Annotated in this window: 17 protein-coding genes; 16 read left to right on the plus strand and 1 reads right to left on the minus strand. The window is 34.9% G+C overall.

The window, feature by feature from the left end; all coding sequences use genetic code 11:
• The first annotated feature begins 323 nt into the window (after positions 1 to 323).
• The 4 genes from ABEG11_RS15205 to ABEG11_RS15220 are packed head-to-tail and all read left to right on the plus strand — an operon-like array spanning position 324 to position 5,830.
• Positions 324 to 1,226, plus strand: coding sequence for an IS1595 family transposase (locus ABEG11_RS15205; RefSeq protein WP_348825027.1), 903 nt, complete (start codon positions 324 to 326; stop codon positions 1,224 to 1,226).
• Between the two features lie 12 nt (positions 1,227 to 1,238).
• Positions 1,239 to 3,404, plus strand: a complete 2,166-nt coding sequence (locus ABEG11_RS15210; RefSeq protein ID WP_348825104.1) for an AAA family ATPase — start codon at positions 1,239 to 1,241, stop codon at positions 3,402 to 3,404.
• A 2-nt stretch (positions 3,405 to 3,406) separates the two neighbouring features.
• Positions 3,407 to 4,831, plus strand: a complete 1,425-nt coding sequence (locus ABEG11_RS15215) for a hypothetical protein (protein WP_348825028.1) — start codon at positions 3,407 to 3,409, stop codon at positions 4,829 to 4,831.
• 33 nt (positions 4,832 to 4,864) lie between these two features.
• Complete coding sequence (locus ABEG11_RS15220) at positions 4,865 to 5,830, plus strand: hypothetical protein (protein ID WP_348825029.1); 966 nt, start codon at positions 4,865 to 4,867, stop codon at positions 5,828 to 5,830.
• A gap of 344 nt (positions 5,831 to 6,174) precedes the next feature.
• Here the strand turns inward: ABEG11_RS15220 and ABEG11_RS15225 are convergent, their stop codons facing one another.
• The gene (locus tag ABEG11_RS15225) at positions 6,175 to 6,939 is read right to left on the minus strand and encodes an XRE family transcriptional regulator (protein ID WP_348825030.1); all 765 of its coding nucleotides are present in this window, start codon (positions 6,937 to 6,939) and stop codon (positions 6,175 to 6,177) included.
• A gap of 86 nt (positions 6,940 to 7,025) precedes the next feature.
• Between ABEG11_RS15225 and dinB the strand changes: the two genes are divergently transcribed.
• From dinB to ABEG11_RS15285, 12 genes are all read left to right on the plus strand, one after another.
• Positions 7,026 to 8,207, plus strand: a complete 1,182-nt coding sequence (gene dinB / locus ABEG11_RS15230; protein ID WP_348825031.1) for a DNA polymerase IV — start codon at positions 7,026 to 7,028, stop codon at positions 8,205 to 8,207.
• A 6-nt stretch (positions 8,208 to 8,213) separates the two neighbouring features.
• Complete coding sequence (locus ABEG11_RS15235; protein WP_348825032.1) at positions 8,214 to 11,270, plus strand: DNA polymerase III subunit alpha; 3,057 nt, start codon at positions 8,214 to 8,216, stop codon at positions 11,268 to 11,270.
• A 58-nt stretch (positions 11,271 to 11,328) separates the two neighbouring features.
• Entirely contained in the window at positions 11,329 to 11,763 is a 435-nt protein-coding gene (locus ABEG11_RS15240) for a DUF1810 domain-containing protein (protein ID WP_348825033.1), read from the plus strand.
• Positions 11,764 to 12,159: 396 nt separating this feature from the next.
• Positions 12,160 to 12,555: a single-stranded DNA-binding protein gene (locus ABEG11_RS15245; RefSeq protein WP_348825035.1), complete on the plus strand. Its 396-nt coding sequence runs from the start codon at positions 12,160 to 12,162 to the stop codon at positions 12,553 to 12,555.
• A 37-nt stretch (positions 12,556 to 12,592) separates the two neighbouring features.
• Positions 12,593 to 13,654 (plus strand): DUF932 domain-containing protein, encoded by a 1,062-nt coding sequence (locus tag ABEG11_RS15250; RefSeq protein WP_348825036.1) that lies wholly within the window; start codon positions 12,593 to 12,595, stop codon positions 13,652 to 13,654.
• 47 nt (positions 13,655 to 13,701) lie between these two features.
• Positions 13,702 to 13,908 carry a hypothetical protein gene (locus ABEG11_RS15255; protein WP_348825037.1) on the plus strand — a complete coding sequence of 69 codons (207 nt, stop codon included), beginning with the start codon at positions 13,702 to 13,704 and terminating at the stop codon, positions 13,906 to 13,908.
• Positions 13,909 to 13,912: 4 nt separating this feature from the next.
• A complete protein-coding gene (locus ABEG11_RS15260) occupies positions 13,913 to 14,452 on the plus strand; it encodes a prtrc system protein e (RefSeq protein ID WP_348825038.1) in 540 nt (179 codons plus the stop codon).
• A complete protein-coding gene (locus ABEG11_RS15265) occupies positions 14,446 to 14,664 on the plus strand; it encodes a PRTRC system protein C (protein WP_348825039.1) in 219 nt (72 codons plus the stop codon). Before ABEG11_RS15260 ends, ABEG11_RS15265 begins: the two co-directional genes overlap by 7 nt.
• A gap of 56 nt (positions 14,665 to 14,720) precedes the next feature.
• Positions 14,721 to 15,812 (plus strand): hypothetical protein, encoded by a 1,092-nt coding sequence (locus tag ABEG11_RS15270; protein WP_348825040.1) that lies wholly within the window; start codon positions 14,721 to 14,723, stop codon positions 15,810 to 15,812.
• Positions 15,809 to 16,525: a PRTRC system protein B gene (locus ABEG11_RS15275; protein WP_348825041.1), complete on the plus strand. Its 717-nt coding sequence runs from the start codon at positions 15,809 to 15,811 to the stop codon at positions 16,523 to 16,525. Before ABEG11_RS15270 ends, ABEG11_RS15275 begins: the two co-directional genes overlap by 4 nt.
• Positions 16,522 to 17,325 (plus strand): PRTRC system ThiF family protein, encoded by an 804-nt coding sequence (locus ABEG11_RS15280; RefSeq protein WP_348825042.1) that lies wholly within the window; start codon positions 16,522 to 16,524, stop codon positions 17,323 to 17,325. The genes ABEG11_RS15275 and ABEG11_RS15280 overlap by 4 nt, the downstream gene beginning before the upstream one ends.
• A gap of 886 nt (positions 17,326 to 18,211) precedes the next feature.
• Entirely contained in the window at positions 18,212 to 21,046 is a 2,835-nt protein-coding gene (locus ABEG11_RS15285) for a KAP family P-loop NTPase fold protein (RefSeq protein WP_348825044.1), read from the plus strand.
• Positions 21,047 to 21,236: the final 190 nt, after the last annotated feature.

The following is a 21,236-nucleotide window of genomic DNA, read 5'->3' on the forward strand; positions in this document are numbered from 1 at the left end:
TATATCAATAAATTCATTTTTGATAGACCGATAAACAATATTAAAAATCAAACAATTTAATTACACCCAACGGGTTAAAAATAGACTTTTCTTACATCTGCTGTATGGTTTGAGTGGAAAAGAAGTAGCGACAGTGGAAAATAGTCAAAGTTACGAGATGATATTTAGAATTATAGAAATTAAAAATTATGCTGGAACAAATAGAAATTAAAAAAGTTGCATCTTATGATTACACCGGTATTCAAATCACAAATTTGAAGAAAGTAAATTTTATCGAGTTATTAATTTAAATTCTGTATATTATAGCTTGTAAATATTGTATTATGGAAGAATTTAAAGGTCAAAATATCCTCAATTTAGTAAAAGAATTACCCAATGACGATGCATGTAAAGCCTATTTGAGTAAAATCAAATGGCTGGACGGTTTTAAATGCACTAAATGTGGCTCTGAAAAAGGATGTGAAAAAACTGGTTTTAACTATCATTGTTATGCTTGCAATCATGTTGAGAGTGCAACAGCAAACACTTTATTTCATAAAGTAAAGTTTGGTCTGCAAAAAGCATTTTTAATAGTTTTTGAAATGACCACTAGCAGTAAGAGTTTATCTAGTGTTCAAATTGGAAAGCGATATGGAATTAGTCAAACAACCGCTTGGTTTTTTATGCAAAAAGTTCGAATTGCAATGAAAAGCAGTCAGAAATATCCTTTGTCAGAGATAGTCCACGTTGATGAGTTTGTAGTTGGCGGAAAAGAAGATGGCAAGCAAGGAAGAAGCTATGACACAAAAAAGACAAAAGCAGTCATAGCAGTTGAATTGACAGATAAACACAAAGTTAAACGTGTTTATGTAAAAGCAATTGATGATTATTCAGCCAAATCATTAACACCAATTTTTGAAGAACATATTAGTACGAGTGCTAAAATATTTACCGATAAATGGAGAGGTTATTCCCCATTAAAACTGAAATATAATATTGAACAAAAAGAAAGTAAAAACGGAAAGAATTTTAAAGAAATGCACATTGTAATTCATCAGATAAAATCTTGGATAAGAACAGTTCCGACTCATGTCAGCAAAAAGCATATTCAATCCTATTTTGACGAATTTACTTTTAGAATTAATAGATCTATTTTCAAAGAAACTATATTTCACAAAACAATTGAAAGAATGATTATAGCAATGCCAATATATCAAAATCAAATAATACAGAAACTAAATATATAACTCATAAATTTTATTTATGGAGCAAATGGTTGTGGTAAAACCACGATATCTAATTTTTTGCATAATGATTCAGAACCAAAATTTGAAACTTGTGCTCTAAGTTGGAAAAATGAACAAGTATTAAAAACATTAGTTTACAACAAAGGATTTAGGGAAAGAAACTTTGGTAAAGGAAAAATAGGTGGAGTTTTTACCCTTGGTGAAGCCTCTACTGATGAAATCAAAACTATTGAAGATAAGATAGAAGAGTTAACAGTTATAAAAGCGGACGGTGCTAAAAAAAGAGAAACGCTAAATACTCAAACTCAAAAAAAAGAAACATTAGAAAGCAATTTTAAAGAAGCTTCCTGGACAAAGATTTATAAGAAATATGAAACTGTTTTTAAAGAAGCATTTATAGGGTCGTTAAACAAAGAAAATTTTAAAAATAAATTATTGTTAGAATTTGGTAGCAATACCGTAACATTAGCCACATTTGACGAATTAAAGGAAAAAGCAAAAACTATTTTCGGAGAAGTGCCTCAAAATATTCCGCTAATAAATACAATTAGTTTCGATAGAATAATTGAAATAGAAAGCGACCCAATTTGGAAAAAAATAATTGTGGGTAAAGCTGATGTAGATATTGCAAAACTTATTCAAAAATTAAACCTAAACGATTGGGTAAACCAAGGTAGAAATTACATTCAAGAGGATAATACTTGTCCGTTTTGTCAGCAAGACACCATTACGAGTGAGTTCAAAAATCAATTAGAAGATTACTTTGACGAAACCTATCTTGGAGATTTAAATACAATAAAAACCTTAAAAGAAAAGTACAATTCTTTGATGGAAAACTTCGTTAACGAGTTGAATAGTATTGAAACCAATCAAAAAGCATTTCCGAATACAAAATTAAATATTGACAAGTTTTCAGCTTATCTTAAAACCTTAATTAGTCAAAACACAACCAATAGCGAATTTTTAAACAATAAAGTTAAAGAACCAAGTAGAAGTGTCGAATTGGTTTCGATAAAAGAACAGTTTGATTTAATTTCAGAATTAATCACAAATGCCAATATTGAAATCTCAAAACACAACGATATTGTTGCTAATTTTAATACTGAAAAAGCCAACTTAACCCAATCTATTTGGAAATTCATTATTGAAGAATTTAAAACAGAAATTACTAAATTCAATACGGATAGTAGCGGTTTGCAAAGTGGCATTACTTCTTTGGAAGCACAGGTAAAGAAAAAATTAAGTGAGTATAATGTTTTAGATGCTGAAATAAAAATATTAAGTAAAAATGTGACAAGTATTCAACCAACAATCGATGAGATAAATCGACTTTTAAAGTCGTATGGTTTTCTCAATTTTGAGATTGTACCCTCTGCCGAAGAAGGCTTTTATCAAATTCAACGTCAAGACGGTACTATTGCAGAATCAACATTAAGTGAAGGTGAAATTACTTTTATTACTTTTCTATATTACTTACAATTAGCAAAAGGTGGAATTTCTGAAGAAACAGTAAACGACGAAAGAATTCTGGTTATTGATGATCCAATTTCAAGTTTAGATAGCAATGTATTATTTGTTGTCAGTACTTTGATTAAAGAAATTATAAAAAGCATTAAATCTAATACTGGAAATATCAAACAAATTATTCTGTTAACACACAATGTCTATTTTCACAAAGAAGTATCTTTCATTGATGGTAGAACAAAAGTTTGTAATAAAACTAATTTTTGGATATTGAGAAAAAATGATAGGGTTACAAATATTCAATCCTTTTTAATGGCAAATCCTATTCAATCATCCTATGAATTGTTGTGGCAGGAACTAAAAAGTGAAAATGTGAAATCAAGCATTACGGTTCAAAATATTATGAGAAGAATTATTGAGAATTATTTTAAACTTCTTGGAAAATATGGTGATGATGATTTAATACAAAAATTTGGAACCAAAGAAGAACAGGAAATATGCAAGTCATTAATTAGTTGGATAAATGATGGTTCACACAGTATCAATGATGATTTATTTGTTGAACTACAGGATAGAACAATTGAAAATTACAAAAATGTATTCAAGGAAATTTTCATTTTAACTAATCATGAAGGACATTACAATATGATGATGGGAATCAGTGAAACGATAGAGTCTGAATACGAAGAAATTAATATAGTTGAAAATAGTTAATTATGATTAAAGTATATTTAGATTGGAATGTTATGTCAGGAATGAAAAACAATCATTTCCAAGAGCTAAATGATATAATTTTAAACAAGGATAAATTTTTATTATTATACTCTACTTCACACATTGGAGATATCTTCGCTAGTATTAAAGATCACAGTGAGCAAGAACAAAAAATAATTCGAGAAGATTTAGATTACATAACACATTTGACAGATGATTTGTGTTTGGTAAATAATTCAAAAGAAGTAGTTTTAAGCAGTTACCAACCCGGAGAATTACTCGATGACAGAATTAGAGAAGCTCCACTTTTTGAAGATTTTAGTATTGATAATTTATTTAAATCTATTGAAGGAGATGATGCTTTGAATGGGATGGTTAATTCTTTAAAAAATCTTATCGCTTCGATACCATTAGAAGATGTATTTAAAGAAGCTTTCGAAAATCCTGAAAGTGCAGTAATGTTGGATAAAATGTTTCCAGGACTAAAAGAAGATAAAACAATGAATGGTTTCTTTAAGAGTTTTGGAAAAATGTTTCACAATCTGAATGAAAAAGAAGATTACAAAGATTTAAGAAATATAGTGCAACAAGTTGGAGTAAATAGCGGACACTTCAACGAGAATAAAAATCCTTTTGAAGTTATTGATAATGCTTACAAGAAAACAGGAATAGAAAACTTTAATGTAGCTAAATATTTTGATAAAACTAAAAATGCTCCAGAATGGTTTAATGATATTACCAATGAGTATGTCAAGTTAGATATTCACGGTTTTAAAGCCGACAAAGTAAAAGTTACTGATAAAGAGAAAAATACATTTAAGAATACAACTGAAGATGCTTCACATTCTGCATTTGCTTCAAGATGTGAATTTTATATTACGAATGATGATAAAAACTATCAAAAAACAAAAGCAGTTTTTCAAAAGTTAGGTGTTTATACTATTGTATTGAAACCAAATGAATTTATGGAATACTACAATTCATTTTTGGATATAAACAATTTCGATGATCACTTTAGAGGTGTAATTGATGAAATGCAAAAAGTTGAAAACTTTCAAGAACAAAGATATGAGAGTGGAGAAAGTTTTGGTTGGGTAAATTATACAAGTCATTATTTTTTTAATTTTTTCAATAAGATAATGATTCCTAAACCAGAGATAAATGATGCAATGTTTATTTTAGGAAAAGAAAGTCCTTCAAAAAGCTATATCATCAGTCAGCAGGAATTAGAAGCAATGTTGAGATTATTCACTGATAAACTTGGTATAGACGCAAATGGAAAATCCTATTATGAATCGGGAGAAATAAACAACGAAGAAAATTGGATAGGTCGAAGCTGGGAAACAAACATTGGTCAAATTAACATAAAAAGATTAAATGGTTGGTTTCAGATGTACTTTTTTCCTAAAAAAAATGGAGATGAATAGATTGAAAATTAGCCTTATTACAAAAATATAAATATGATGAACTCATTAGAAGCCCTAATAAAAAGTACCAATTTCGCTCAAAATATTAATAAGCAATTAGGTATTGGCAATTCAATTACTCAATTACTCCAGTCAAACCAGTTATGGCAAAAGCAATTGAGTGCTATGACTATGAATGATGCTATTTTCAAAGGTATCGCACAACAACAAAATCTATTTCCAAAAAACATTGCTGGACTTGATACTCTTTCAAAAACATTAGCTATGCAGGCTAAATTATTCCAAATTCCACAGCCCACATTAGATGCTATTAGAGGAATAAGTCAAATGCAGGAAAGTTTATTTGGAAATTTAAGAGATGTTTCAGCAATGCTAGTAGAAAGTCAAAAACCCTATTTGTCCCAAATCAATAGCTTGCAGTTTGCTATGAATGGAATATCAGGGCAAATTGCTGCAATTGCCGCGAAAAGTAATCAATGGAGCTTATTAGACGAGTTTGAAGATATTAATGAACAAGCAATTGAAATAACAAATAGTTTTACTTTAGATATAGCATTAACAGAAGAAGAAAGTATAAGGTTTGAGCAATTAATTGAAAAAATTGTTACTTTCTTCAAAAACAACAAAAAGTTTGGGGTAAGTGCTTTACTATTCGTTTCGGTTATGGTAAATCTTATGAACATTCATCAATACTATGATTTTGTAAAACCAAAAGCTGAACCTGCTACAAAAGAGGATTTAGTAAAGTTCGAAAGGAAAATTCAGCAATCAATCGAATTAAAACTCAAAGAAATAAAAGAATACAGAACTACAAACCGAGTTTCAAAAGTAATGTTGAAACCAAAAACTAAAACCATTATTGTAGCATCACTTCCAAAAGGTTTTGATGTAATTGTATTGCAAATAAACCACAAATGGGCATTTGTAAGCTATATCAATCCAAAAGAAAATTTAATGGAAACAGGCTGGATTATGAAGAAATATTTGGATAAAAATTGATTTCTCAGCTAAAAAAAGAGGATGTCTTTTTCGGTAACCTTCAACTAACTATTCTAAAAAAGAATTACTATTTCGGAACGCTAAAAACTGAACACTATTTTTAAGGCACCCAAAAAAGCAAAAAAAGCCAGCAAGAGTATGGATTTTAATGGTGGTATAAAGTTTCAAATCGGTACAATAAAAATCCATACACTTGCTCACGCTACTGCCAACGCTAGGTATGATGTAAATAGGAAATTTTATGAACATTGCATTACCTATAAAAACTGTGCATTCAGTATAATTTGGGAAGATTAATAACGATCTTCCTTTTAAAAAAGCTACCTCTTATAGCCCTGATAGTATTAATGTTTAATTTTCAAATCATTAATATCCCTTTTCAACTCCAAAAACATATCTTTTACACTTACAGTTTCAGAGCTTTCCTGCTTCCTATCGCTTCGTCCAATATTACACTCGTATTCCCAAATCTCAAGAATATCCGAAGCTTTAACTTCATAAGCGGGGTAAAAATTGTTATCTGATTCCACAACCAGTACATTTTTTTTATTTTTATTCAATCGCTTATACACCATGCCTTCGCTTTTTGTTATAAATATATAAGTCTTCCCATCCATGACTTCGCCCAATTTCTCAATATAACGTCCAACTATGATGGAACCATCCTCATGCGGCGGCATAGAATCGCCTTCTACAGGAAACCCCCTATGCTTTCCTGGTCCCAAAAAAGGCAATGAAATATGTTGCAGGCTTTCAATATATTCTGGATCGGCATAACCATTTAGATAGCCAGCCTTAACTTTTTGTGTAACTACTTCAATAAAATTCTCTCCGGCTGCATCAACTGTGATCGGCAGTACCAATCTGTTATTTTCCAATTTCAACAAATCATCCGTCGGAATTTTTCGCACGTCCACAGAAAGCAACAGATCAATACTGATATGGTAATAATGAGCTATTTTCTTCAGTATTTCATACGGCGCTTCCGAGCTTCCGTCTTCGTATTTGACGTACCTCCCTCGTGTGATTAGAAGGCTTTCAGCGAGCTTTTCCTGCGAAATCTTCTTATTAACCCTAAGGCTCCTGATGTTGTCTGAAAATAAAGACATGTTGATTTTGTTACAATTTGTAACAGCAAATATAAGTATTTTTGTTACAACCTGTGCTAATTTTGTATCGTATAAATGAGATGACCATGCAAAGAGCAATTGTACATATGGATTTGGATACGTTTTTTGTATCCTGTGAAAGGTTAGGCAACTCAAAATTAGAAGGAATACCGCTGATTATTGGCGGCGGTGACCGAGGCGTAGTTGCTTCTTGTTCCTACGAAGCAAGGACGTTCGGCGTTCGTTCGGCTATGCCTATTAAAATGGCACTGAGGCTCTGTCCACAGGCAAAAGTGATGAAAGGGGATATGGAATTGTACTCTAAATTATCCCATGATGTTACCCAAGTTATCGAAGAGAAAGCCCCAATAATGGAAAAAGCCAGCATCGATGAATTCTATCTTGATATTACCGGTATGGATAAATTTTACGGAGGCTATAAATGGACCAATGAGCTGGCACAATCGGTTACCAATGAAACTGGCCTGCCGATAAGCTTTGCTTTATCGGTTAACAAAACGGTTTCTAAAATTGCCACTGGAGAAGGAAAACCAAGGGGGAATTTGGAGATACCGGAGAACATGGTAAAGCCATTCTTAAATCCGCTGTCCATTCAAAAAATTCCTATGGTGGGTGATGTAACGTTTCAGTTATTGTCAAGAATTGGTATCCGTACGATCCAGACACTTTCTGAAATGCCTGCAGAAGTATTGCAACGAATGATAGGCAAAAACGGCATCGAAATATGGAAGAAAGCCAACGGTATCGACAACAATCCTGTTGAGCCCTACACAGAACGCAAATCAATTTCAACAGAACATACTTTTGTACAGGATACTATCGATATCCAAAAATTAAAATCGATACTGATTGGGATGGTGGAAAAACTGGCCTTTCAATTACGCTCCGAAGAATGGCTGACCTCAACGGTGGTTATTAAGATACGGTATTCCAATTTCGATACGGAAACCAAACAATGCCGGATACAATATACATCTGCCGATCACATCCTGACTAAGAGTGTTACTGATTTATTTGATAAACTATACCAACGTCGCATGCGTCTCCGATTGATCGGAATCCGTTTTAGCGGGTTGGTTCGCGGTACTTATCAAATCGACTTATTTGAAGACACGGAAGAAATGCTGTCATTATATCAGGCTATGGACAAAATGAAAAGCCGTTATGGCTTTGATGCCGTAATGCGTTGTGCTGGTGCAACGTTCAAGCCGAACAACAAAGCAGAAATTTTAAAACGTAAATTCTAACTCGCCATGTACCTCAACTGTCATTCCTTCCACTCCCTGCGCTACGGTACTATCCCGTTGATGGATTTGATACAACAAGCTGTTGCATCTAACGTGAAGGCTATGGCATTGACAGATATCAATACGGTTACTGGCATCTACGATTTCATAAAAGCCTGCAATGAGGTTGGGATAAAACCATTGGTTGGTATGGAATTTCGCAGCAACAATCAACTTCGTTATATAGGACTTGCCAAAAATGCTGAAGGACTTGCAGAAATGAACCGATTTCTGACTAAACATAATTTTGAGAATACAAGCCTGTCTTTGGAAGCACCTGAATTTAAGGATGTTTTTATAATTTATCCTTTTGAGAATGTACCAGTGGTTTTGAAACAAAACGAATACATCGGTATTCGTCAGGAACAGCTCCCTAAATTATACCTAGAGGAATGGAAAAATAAACAGAGTAAAATGGTTATTCTGCAACCCGTAACATTCCGCACAAAAAAAGAATTCAATCTGCATAAAATCCTTCGGGCTATCGATACTAATGTCATTTTATCCAAGCTTACTGAGGATGACTACTGCAAAACATCCGAAGTGATGCAACCTTTGGACGAACTACTGGCAAAATATAACGAGTACCCAGATATAGTAGCGAACTCAGAAAAAATAATTCAGGAATGTAATTTCGAATTCGATTTCAAAACCCCAAAAAATAAAAAGTTTTACACCAACAGCAGGAAGAGCGATATGGCATTACTTACAAGCCTTGCACACCAAGGACTTGTTTGGAGATACGGCGACAATAACCCTCAGGCAAAAGCCAGAGTGGAAAAGGAATTGAAAGTTATTGATGAATTGGAATTCAGTGGCTATTTTTTAATTACCTGGGATATTATTCGCTACAGCAACAGCCGAGGTTTTTTGCATATCGGTCGTGGAAGCGGTGCAAACAGCATAGTAAGTTATTGCCTTGGTATTACAGACATATGTCCAATTGAATTGGATTTATATTTTGAGCGCTTCCTAAATGTGAACCGAAAAAGTCCACCAGATTTTGATATTGACTGGTCTTGGAAAGAACGAGATAGCATACTTGAATACATTTTCAATCGCTATGGTGCTGACCATGTAGCTTTTTGCGGAACCAATGTAGAATTCAAATACCGATCAATATTTCGGGAAGTTGGAAAAGTGTTTGGCTTACCAAAAGAAGAATTGGATATGCTGGCTAAAAACCCAATGGCCTTACATGATAAAAATTCAGTAGTAAAGTACGTTCAGCAATACGGAATGATGCTCGAAAAATATCCGAATCAGCGTAGCATGCATTCTTGTGGTATATTGATTTCAGAGGAACCCATTACCAACTACACGGTACTGGAGATGCCACCAAAAGGTTTTCCAATCGTTCTATTCGACATGCACATTGCCGAAGACATTGGCTTTGAAAAATTCGATATTTTAAGCCAGCGCGGTATTGGACATATTGATGATAGTGTAAAGCTGATTCAAAAGAACCGTGGTATTAAGGTAGACATCCGCAATACGTCACTATCCAAAGATGAGGCCAAAGCCAATACGTTTTTAGAACGCGGAAAAACAATCGGATGCTTTTACATTGAAAGCCCAGCCATGCGCGGACTGCTCCGCCGCCTTAAATGTGACAATTACAAAACACTTGTTGCAGCTTCATCAATTATTCGTCCAGGTGTAGCTCAATCAGGAATGATGAAAGAATATATATTCCGTCATAATAATCCAGATAAGTTCGAGTATTTCCATGATGTTTTTAAAGAACAGCTGGGCGAGACCTACGGTATCATGGTCTATCAGGAAGATGTAATTAAGATTGCCTTACATTATGGAGGACTTCCAGCTGCTGATGGTGATATTCTACGTCGTGCTATGAGTGGCAAAGGCCGTTCAAAAGAGGCTTTGCAAAAAGTGAAAGATAATTTCTTTATCTGCTGTGCGCAAAAAGGGCATCCCTTAAAATTGAGTGAAGAAATATACAGACAAATCGAATCTTTCGCTGGATACTCTTTTTGCAAGGCGCATTCCGCATCTTACGCTGTCGAAAGTTACCAAAGCTTATATTTGAAGGTATACTATCCAGTCGAATTTATGGTAGCGGTCATCAATAATCAGGGTGGCTTTTACCGTACTGAAGTCTATGTTCACGAGGCGCGGATGTCGGGCGCAACCATACACAATCCATGTGTCAATAAGAGTGAATACGAAACTACGGTATACGGTATCGACGTCTATCTAGGCTTGATGCACCTTGAAGGTTTGGAAACTAAAATAGCACATGTTATAGTTACGGAGCGGGAGGAACATGGCGAATTCAAATCGTTGGAAGATTTTATAAATAGAGTCCCCATAGGAATTGAAGGAATCCAGATTCTGATTTTTATTGGCGCATTCCACTTTACCGGCAAAACAAAAAACCAATTGCTGGTGATAGCTCGATTAATTTTGGTAAACTTCAAACCTGAAAACCGAAACATGCTGCTGCTTCAGGAGCCGGTAAAAGAGTATAAGCTGCCTGTATTGGAACGCTCTGCATTTGAAGACGCCTTTGACGAAATAGAACTGTTGAGTTTTCCGGTTTCCTGTTCCCCTTTCGATCTGTTGCAGACCAGATACAAGGGTGACGTAATGGCAAAGGATTTGATAAATCATCACAAAAAAAAAGTAAAAATGTTGGCTTATCTGATTTCCCGAAAACACGTGCCTACCAAAAGAGGAACAATGTATTTTGGCACTTGGATGGATATAGAAGGGGAATATTTCGATACGGCGCACTTTACGGACAGCCTTGAAAAATATCCCTTCCAAGGCGGTGGCTGTTATTTACTTTTAGGCAATGTAGAAGTTGATTATCATTTCCCTACCATTACTGTTACCAAAATGGCAAAAATGCCTTTCATTCCTGATCCGAGATATTCAAATACTAAAGACAGGCAATATAAAGTCCACGAACATATTCGGGAAGACGTCAGCATGACACATCGGTCTCCATATCCCCAAGAGCATGAAATTAATTTACCAAGACAGAAAATGAGTATCTAATAACAAATAAATTATTAATTTAGTGATACGGTTTACCGGTAGCACCTAAAGTAAAAAAATGACTGATAACAACGAATTAATCAAATTTTTAGACGCACAAAATCAGGTGTACCTAAAAGCATTCTCAGAAATAAAAAAAGGCAAAAAGAGTACCCATTGGATGTGGTATATTTTTCCTCAAATTAAAGGACTGGGTTCAAGTGAGACTGCAAAACAGTACGGGATCAAAGATTTGAATGAAGCCACTGCATATTTACAGCATCCCATCCTGGGTAAGCATCTGGTTGAAATTTCTGAGGAAGTATTAAATCTCAACGGAAAAACGGCAACACAGATATTTGAAACTCCTGACGATATGAAATTACGATCATGCATGACATTATTTGCAAATGTTAAAAATACCAATCCAGTATTTCTAAGGGTATTGGAAAAATATTTCAATGGATTACCTGATGAACTCACACTACAATTACTAAACTTGATACAATCATAATCCAAAGAAAATAGTATAATCTGAAAATATATTCTTCTAGCAGAGCTATTAGGTATCTATCAATAATAGATTGCTTATTCCCACATTCCGAAAACATTTACCACTTAATCTGATATTTTGAATATCAGATTTTTTTTGTCTAAAAATTAAGAAGTTTTAAAGGATATTTTCATTCGAAACGGACTAAAAGGCAGCTAAGATAGTGTCTTAAGGATGCTGCAAGCGCATAATGGCTGCGTTGCACTTGCCACCCTCTGGGACTTATAGCTCTTCACATCCTTAAGCCACTTTTATCTTGCTTTCTTTTTTTCCGTTTTTTCTTTTGAAAACATTTTTTGAGTGAGACGGTTACAGAGAAAGTAAGGTAAATAATAGTAATCATTAAAAAATCAAGTTATGGAAATTACAGGAAGAGTAACAGCAGATGCCGTAGTTCACAAAGTGAGCAACGACAAACAGGTGGTCAATTTTAGCATCGCTATCAATGACAACTACAAACCCAAAGGAAGTACCGAGGTAAAGGAAGTAGTTACCTATATCAATTGTTCCTATTGGTTAAATGCAAAGACAGCCGAGTGGCTTAAAAAAGGAGCACTCGTACAATTATCTGGGCGTATCGGGTTGAATGTATATAGCAACCACGAAGGCAAACCAATAGGTAGCCTTACGTTTCACACCAATAACATCAAAATTTTGGCTTTTGCAAAAAAAACGGAGCGAACAGAAAACGGTGTAATGTCTTCCATAGCACAGGGGAAGAAATCTGAAACAGCAGACGATTTGTCTTTTTAATCCAAACAATATACTAATCACTTAAATTTTTAACATCATGGCACATAATATAAATTACAACGAGCAAACAGAGAAACACAGTTTTTTCAGCGTTAAGGAAAAAGCTTGGCACAATTTGGGTCAAATCGTAGACGACTACCCAACAAGCGCAGAAGCAATCAAATTCGCAGGATTGGATTATGAAGTAGAAAAACGCAAGTTATTTACGTCCTGTTCAGAGGAAATCAATTTGACTAGTGAAACCATTCACAACAAAATTGAAGTACCAAATTATTTCAGCACTGTACGCACTGATAACGATGCCGTGCTAGGCGTAGTGGGTAAAGACTACCAAATTGTACAAAACAGGGATGCCTTTTCTTTTTTCGACAGCATCGTGGGTGGTGACGGGATTTTATACGAAACAGCAGGAGCTTTAGGTAATGGAGAACGCATCTTTATAACAGCGAAATTGCCTGATTACATTCGTGTGGGGAATGACGATTTAATTGAAAAATATCTTTTCCTTTCTACCTCACATGATGGAAGCGGAAGCATAACCGCCGCATTTACACCAATTCGCATCGTATGCGCCAATACCCTTAATGCCGCAATGAATAACAAAACCAATACGGTACGCATTCGTCATACCTCCAATGCCAAACAACGTTTGGAACAGGCACACAAAGTTATGGGGATATCCGACATGTTATCGGCACAGATGGAAACCATTTTCAACCATTGGACAAAAGTACCCATTACGGACAGCGAGGTAAAAAAACTGATACAGTCTGCTCTAGTTCCCAATAAGGAAGTATTGAAATCCATACAGGAGGGTAGGGAAGAGGAACTTTCCACTTGTTTTACTAATATGGTAGATAGTGCTTTTGAATATGCCATGAGCGACCCTGCACAATTGATGGACACGACAAAAGGAACGGTATTCGGAGCGTATAATTCCGTGACCGGGTATTTTCAAAATGTTAGAAATTATAAAGATGATGAAGCTAAACTAACCTCTCTTTTGATGGGTGGCACGGGACAACTCCGCACGCAGTCTGCTTTTAATCTTTGTTTGGAATTTGCCAATAAAGGTTCGGACGCTTTAATTCTTAATTAACTAATCGGGACAGGCATACCCTGCCTGTCCTTCTAAATCGGCACACCATGATACAAGTAGAAGATAAAGACGGAAAAAACATAACCGTTACCAATTTACCCGAAGCCTTGCAACAGGCAGACTATTTCAGAGATTTCTTCCATACCGATAAAGCCTTTAAGCGGTTTGACCAAGAACGGCAAGCCTATTGGCAAGACCTTTATGAGAAATTAGTGAAAATTAGTGATTTAGATGAAACACAAACTAAACAGTAAAACTATGGAAACCAATTTTTTTAAATCTATTCTAGCCTTGCAGGTAGCAGGAAACTGGAAAATAAGCATAGCCAAAGAAGATACGGACAGGCTCATTGTATCTGTATTGTTTTTTAATGACAACATCGGCGATGATGCCCGTAAAAAAGTACCTCCCATTTTGCTAAAAGGCACGGCAGAGGAACTGGACGAGGGTTTTTTTGAGGCTATTGAACAGCCTGTGAAAGAAACCGCAGAACTTTTTGCCAATATGGAACAGTTCCTTAAAGAAAAGGAACAGGCAAAAATCGCTTCTCAAATGGGAAAAGACAATGCTCTCAAGATGGATAAAGAAAAAACCGAAATGCAGAAAAAGTATGAGGAAGCCATGAAAAAAGCAGACGAACTCGAAACAGCAGGAAAATTTAAGGAAGCGTGGATGAAAGTTCCACAGGCTGACCTTTATCCCGAATACAAAGACATCATTCACACACGCAAAGCGGAACTTTCCGATAAGTTTCCTATTGACCTTTTCAATGACCCTAATACAGAAGAACCATGTTAGTAACTACCACATTAGAGCGCATTTTTACTTTTAGGGACAAGGAACAAGATATTAAACTCGCTGACCCATCATCCTCATTTAGTCCCGAAGCGGTTTTGAACTTTTATGCACAAACCTATCCGATTTTAACAACGGCAACCATAGAAGGTCCTATAATAAATGACGATGCGGTGCAATACAAATTTGTCTCACAAATAGGTACAAAAGGGTAAGCCATGAAAACGAAAACCCCAACAGGCAGTATCAGACTGCCTAAAAACAAAAAACTATGCAAACTATATCAACAACTAGGCACATGGGCAGAAAACGCAGACAGATTGCCCGATGCACAGGAGGTAAAAAAGAACAGGAACAGCTCCGCACCGTTGGAGTTATTGCCGATGGTTTTTTAAGACATCAATTTTTGCCTTTGTTTGAACAAGGTGAAAAACTGCCTGACCCGAAACAAGTAGAAGTAGAATTTTTCAATTCGCTTGTTATCTTGACAGAGGTATATGGTTTTGAGGTAATGGATGTAGAAAACAAACCCTATCCGTACAATATCCTATTGACACATTCATACGTTCAAAAGCAACTCAGAAAATTGGGACAGGATATTGTGTTGTCAATAGTGCAAGATGACAAGGGTACTGTAAAACTGACAACCAACCGCTCCTACAGCACAGGTAATACGCTGTATTATATCCCTGTACTGCCGTTGTACCGACTTTTACAAAACAAAAAGCAAAAACAAACCGCAGAATTAGTACTGTCAGTATTTGCCTATTTGTACCATATTGCTGGGATTCCGTATTATAGAGAAAACAATAGCTATCTTTTTTATCAGTACGAATGTATGGAGGAATGGCTTATAGACGATTTAGAGAATTGTGAAACTGAGGAAGACAATAGTATAATTTCAGAATTTAATGAAGCCATTTATTATGGAGATATAATGTTTCGTAAAATATACAACCCGTATCATCTGAATTGTTTTGAACAGCGAATGGATAGCTACAGACCAAGCACTTCTTTTCAAAAAGATTGTTTTGCAGTGGCAGAAAAAGCATTGACATTACTGCTCGAATATCCTAGCTATACTGTTTTTCATAATACCTTCAATCGGGAATTTGAATATGATGACGGGGTCATCAAAGCAGAACAGTACATTTCCTTTATAGCCGACAGCGACGGATTACTGTACGAGAATATCGCCCGTGTAGTCAATGACGAGTTCAATGAATGCTCCGAAATGGAAGAACCTACTTTGCTACAAATCTATGATACCGAAAACCAACAATTTAACAAGGGACTGGATTTTGAATACAGACTATTTCCTTTAATCAATGATTTATGTACCCTTTTAAATAATACACCATGAAAGATATAACCACACTATTCGGAGCATTATACCATCCAGTAAAAGCCTTTGTAATCTATCAGAAAAATAATACTGACAAGACTATTTATGTAGAAGCCTATGACATGGACAAAAATGGCTATCCTATCAATGCGCATCCTTTAAACGGTAAAGAAAGTGCTGAACTCGCAACTGCGTTGGACACTTCTGACGAACTTACATGCAAATTTTTAAAGCCATTGGGATTGCTTCCTAAAAAAGTGCTGTACATTAATCCCGACCATGATGGCTATGCGATTTGGTACACCCCAGCACAAAAAGTAAATTTGTTTTTCGTGGACAGTTTAGCCATTACAAACGGCAAAGCATTTGTACCACCCTTGCTTTGGAAAGCCTCCAAAAATACCTTATACATTTATGCAATGGACACCGACTCCGAAATAAATGAACTGACTCCCTTATTCCATGCGCCCTTTTTTAATTTATATGCAGATGGCAAAGTTTGTATGGGTACTGTATCGGTCAACATCAAGACGGACTGTCTTTTAGAGGAATTCATACAAGAGTGGGAACAGTATTTTTTTAACAGTTATTTCAGTCATCTGATTGGAGATGCAAGTCCTGTAAAAGGAAACATCATTCAATTATGGCAGACCCTTGTATGTAGCGGAAAGCATTTTCCAATGAAATCCTTACTTAAAAATGGTTTAACAATTAAAAATCTACTGCCATGAACACACAAAAAGTTATACATTATACAGACAATTACCTTATTAATCCAACTAATCCTGTAACGGTAAACCTTATTGGAGCAGGAGGGACGGGGAGCAGAATGCTCACAGAACTTGCAAGAATGAACCACAGCCTTATCGAATTGGGTCATGCGGGATTGCAGGTCAATTTATATGATGATGATATTGTAACCACAGCCAATCAGGGACGACAGCTATTTGCTAATGCTGAGGTGGGACTGCCCAAAGCCGTCGCACTTATTAACCGCACCAACCGCTTTTTTGGAACGAATTGGAAAGCCATTACCGAACAATTCAGTACTACCAATCTGAAATCTCTGCCCAACCGTGGCAAAGCAAACATTTATATTAGTTGTGTCGATACCGTATCGGCACGTTTCGATATTGCAACTGCCTTGCAGGATTGTACTAAACAAAGCAATTTTGAACGCACCAAATCTTTGTATTGGCTCGACATTGGTAATGCCCGAAATACAGGACAAGCAGTACTATCCACTATCGGAGAAATCAAACAGCCGAATTCAAAACTATACAGGACGGTATCAAATCTTCCTATGGTCACGGACGAATTTAGAGAACTGCTTAAAGCGCAGACTGACAACAACGAGCCGAGTTGTTCCCTTGCCGAGGCATTGGAAAAACAAGATTTGTTTATTAATTCCACACTTGCCAATATGGGAGCATCCCTCTTATGGAAGTTGTTCCGTGAGGGGATGACGGCTCATAGGGGCTTCTTTTTAAATCTTTCTAACTTCAGGTCTGAACCAATAGTGGTAGGTTGATGCCCGCCGCCCCGGAATTGTTCTTCCTGGGTCAGAACAATTCCGGGGCGTTTAAAAGCGGAACAACATCCTTATGCGTATTCCTTTTTAAGGAATACGCATAAGGATGTTTGCTATTTAGTTTTTAGTTATTTGGAAACTCTCAATAAGGTACAAATCCACAAAAACAAAATATTACTTTTTTAATTGACAGGCTTTAAAAAAGGAAATGGTAAAAGTAAATAAATTATAATTCTATTTAAAATTTTAAAAATGGTATTAAAAAAACAATAAAAGCTAGCTTATAATCCATATTGCCTATGCTAGATTAATCTAAAGCTGTATATTGGTTTGTAAGAAGTTGTCTTCGTTCTATTTCCTAGATGAGTTAAAAAAAATTTAATAAATACATATGTTTTCGCAACTAAAGTAAAAATTGTTTTGAACTCTCCGGGTATTTTCTGCTTCTGCTACAGCTAAATATACAGTATAACTGTACTTTCTGGTATAGAGAAATCAATGGGTTAATCAATAGCCTTTGCTGTTGTTTAATATTTGTCAAACTTTCCAATTATTTCGTAAGGATCTTCAACATAAGGCAACAATTGGCGATAAAAATAATTTTTGTTTGTCTGAGGTATATGTTCCTATTTGCATATTCATCGATCAATTTAGGTAATAATTTTTAGTTAAGAAGTAATTGTATATTTACACAAAGTTTAATACTGCAATTACAAATCTACCGGCTATGGGCAAGTTTTTACGCGTTTTTTTTCAAAATACCAACATAATATTATCTGCTGTTATTATTTTTATCTTTCTTTATTTCCAAAAAGCGATTAACTTATTTATCGAGACTTTTCTAATGTCCGATCCCTCGTATAACACCAGGTATCTTCAACTCGTTATGATACTAGCTTTTATTAGTTCATTTGTCCTTTTGTTCAAAAAATTAATTACTAATAAATATCTGCCTGCATCAGCAGAGTATTCATTTATTTCTTTATTGTCGCTCTTGCTTTTATATTATCGCTTTAATTGGAATGAATTAAACTGGAACCTGCATGCAATAGTCGAAAACAGATGGTTTTCTATAAAATATATTGACCTCGCACTCGTACTATTGCTTTTTTACTGCAGCTTTAGTTACTTCAATCAGATTAAAAAAGGAATGAAACAATCAATGTCTGTAAATAATTTTCTAGTTAGCGACGATCCTATTTCGAACAGTGAGCAAGATCAGATAAACTTTAGTCCTATTGTTGGAAAACTAACTGAAATATTACTAAATGATAAACATCCAAAATCAATTTCAATAGGATTAATAGGTTCCTGGGGTAATGGAAAATCAAGTGTTATACAGCTTGTTAAAAACAATATTGATACATCGGAACAATTTAAAAAAAATGAAATAATTTCAATTCACTTCCTGCCGTATCTTAATCACAATGAAAGTGAAATCATAAATGAGTTCTTCACATTGCTGAGTAACCAACTGGCACCTTATAACGGCATGCTGTCCAACCAGATAGTTGACTATTCCGAAAAATTAACAGACCTCTATCAAAACAAAAACCTCAAGAGTTTTCTGGAGAACCATATTACAAACTTCTCACAGTCCTCGGCATGCGAGCTATATGAGAACATAAACAAAATGCTTGAGGAAACAGATAAAAAAATTATTGTTTTCATTGATGATCTGGACCGCCTGAACCAAAAAGAAATCCTGCAGACTCTTAAACTTATCCGTAATACTGCCAACTTTACCAATACCTTTTTTGTCCTTGCAATGGATAAGCAGTATGTGATAAAACGCCTGACCGAAAAAGGAAATATTCTTGATACCAAGTTTGTCGATAAGTTTTTCCAGCTGGAGATTTATCTTCCTGAGATACAAAACAGTCTATTAAAACAGTACTTTATCACAGAAATGCTTCGCCCTTTTAGTCCGGCACCGGCTGATTTAGAATTAAGATTGAACACTGCTGTCATGGAACCAAATCTGCTTTTTGAGGATTATGTAAAAAATTTTAGGGACGTGAAAAGGGTCGTAAATCAAATAAAGTACGATATTTCTCTTTTCAACGAAGATTTTTCATATCTGAACCTGAAAGATTTTATAAATTTCACCTTCTTTAAACTAAAATTTCCAGAAGTCGTGAAACAGCTAAATGACAGCAGAGGAGATTTTTTAACCGTTGACAAAATAAAAGGAACCTATAAATTAAAAGAAGTTCCCAAAGATCAGAAAGATATTGCTGAAGAGGTTCTTTATTCGTTCGCCAATGAATCAATAGGCAGTATTAAGCATCTTGATAAATACCAGCTTTATGCAGAAGTTTTAAGTAGTACGGGCGCACATAATAATAGTAACGAAAAAATTAACCGAACTGATAAAGTGCTGCTTGTAAAAACAATGGCCTACCTTTTTGGCGATGAAAACACTCCTGAAGGACAAGACTCGATCAGATTTACCAATAACTTTCAAATGCTGGTCCAGCAGCGTATCTTTCCAAACTACTTTAAGCAGGCCGAATTTGAAGCCTTATTTACAGCTGAAAAGCAGTCGCTTAAAAGCGAACTGCTAAACATAAAACAACAAGGTAAATCAGAACAGCTTATTGGCAGACTGGATTATTTTTCGACCGATGACATTGAGAAATTGCAACTTATTATAGAGTACCTTACAATTATCTATGAAATGAATGGCATTGAGAGCCACTATAACATGGATACCTATAAACTTATAGAAAAATTTGCTTCACAACTTTATGAGCGGCTTGGTGCAGTTAGAATTGCGGAGTATCGAAAATGGCTGGATGAATCTCTATTCAGTAGTAATGCAGTTTCCAATGAAACAAGACTTATTTTACTAAGTACAATTTGGAAAATTAAGGATCTGAATGAGCTTTGGCAACTTGAAGAAAACTATATAATTAAAAAAGCCACTGAATTATATAAAAAGTACCTATCCAGCTATGACGCCATACTTTGGGATGTAAATAATTTCAGAACATCCAGCGTCTATCATGGAGTGAAGTTAATAAATAAAAATAAAATCAATAAAATTTTAATAGACTTCTGGCTGCGTAACAGCATCGAGCTTTTATGCGTTCAGTTTACCGAGCTCGATCCGTTTTCAAATACTGCATTTAGAATTTCTGATACTGTCACAGAAATTTTTGGATCTAAAGATAAGTATATCGATTTTGTCAAGGCTCATAAAGACAGCACCCTACCACAAATTAAGGAGTTTATCAAACTTTTTGAACTTTTAAAGGTCATTAACTTTCACTATACACTGGAATATGATTTTGTTATTTCTCCCCTTATGTTGAAAAAAATAGGGATTTCGAAGGATGATCCTGGCCGTGAAGAGTATGACCAACGCACACGACACGAACAGGTAATAATAAAAATAACGGATACCGATTTAGGTTATCATTTTGCAGCCGAAGCCAATTATAAGGAAAAGTATGGTTTGACTTTTACAATCTCCCAGGACGTTTTCTACCTCACAATTAATGTTAGATATGAAAAAATTGACAGTCTTCTCTCGGATTTTATAGTGGACGTTTTGACTCTGTATTACAGCAATCCTGATTGGACAATCAGCCAGAAAATAATTACTGAAGGCATGAGAATCGACCTTAAGGGAACTGATTATATTGAATTTGTTTCTATTAAACCAAAACCTGATCACGAAATAAAATATTTAAAAGAAGATAAAACAAGGATATAAACTAAGCCATAAGAAGACCAGTGTGTTAGATCGGATAACAAAAAAGCCATTATTTCAATTGAATATTGAAATAACATAACGAACATTTTCTATAAAAATTTGACTATACAGAATTTTAAATATATTTTTTATTTTAAAGGCTACTGCAAATTCTAGTGATATTGACTACCCAATTCCAATTTAAAGTGAC

It is taken from the genome of Flavobacterium aestuarii (assembly GCF_040049115.1).
In the GTDB taxonomy this organism is placed as follows: domain Bacteria; phylum Bacteroidota; class Bacteroidia; order Flavobacteriales; family Flavobacteriaceae; genus Flavobacterium; species Flavobacterium aestuarii.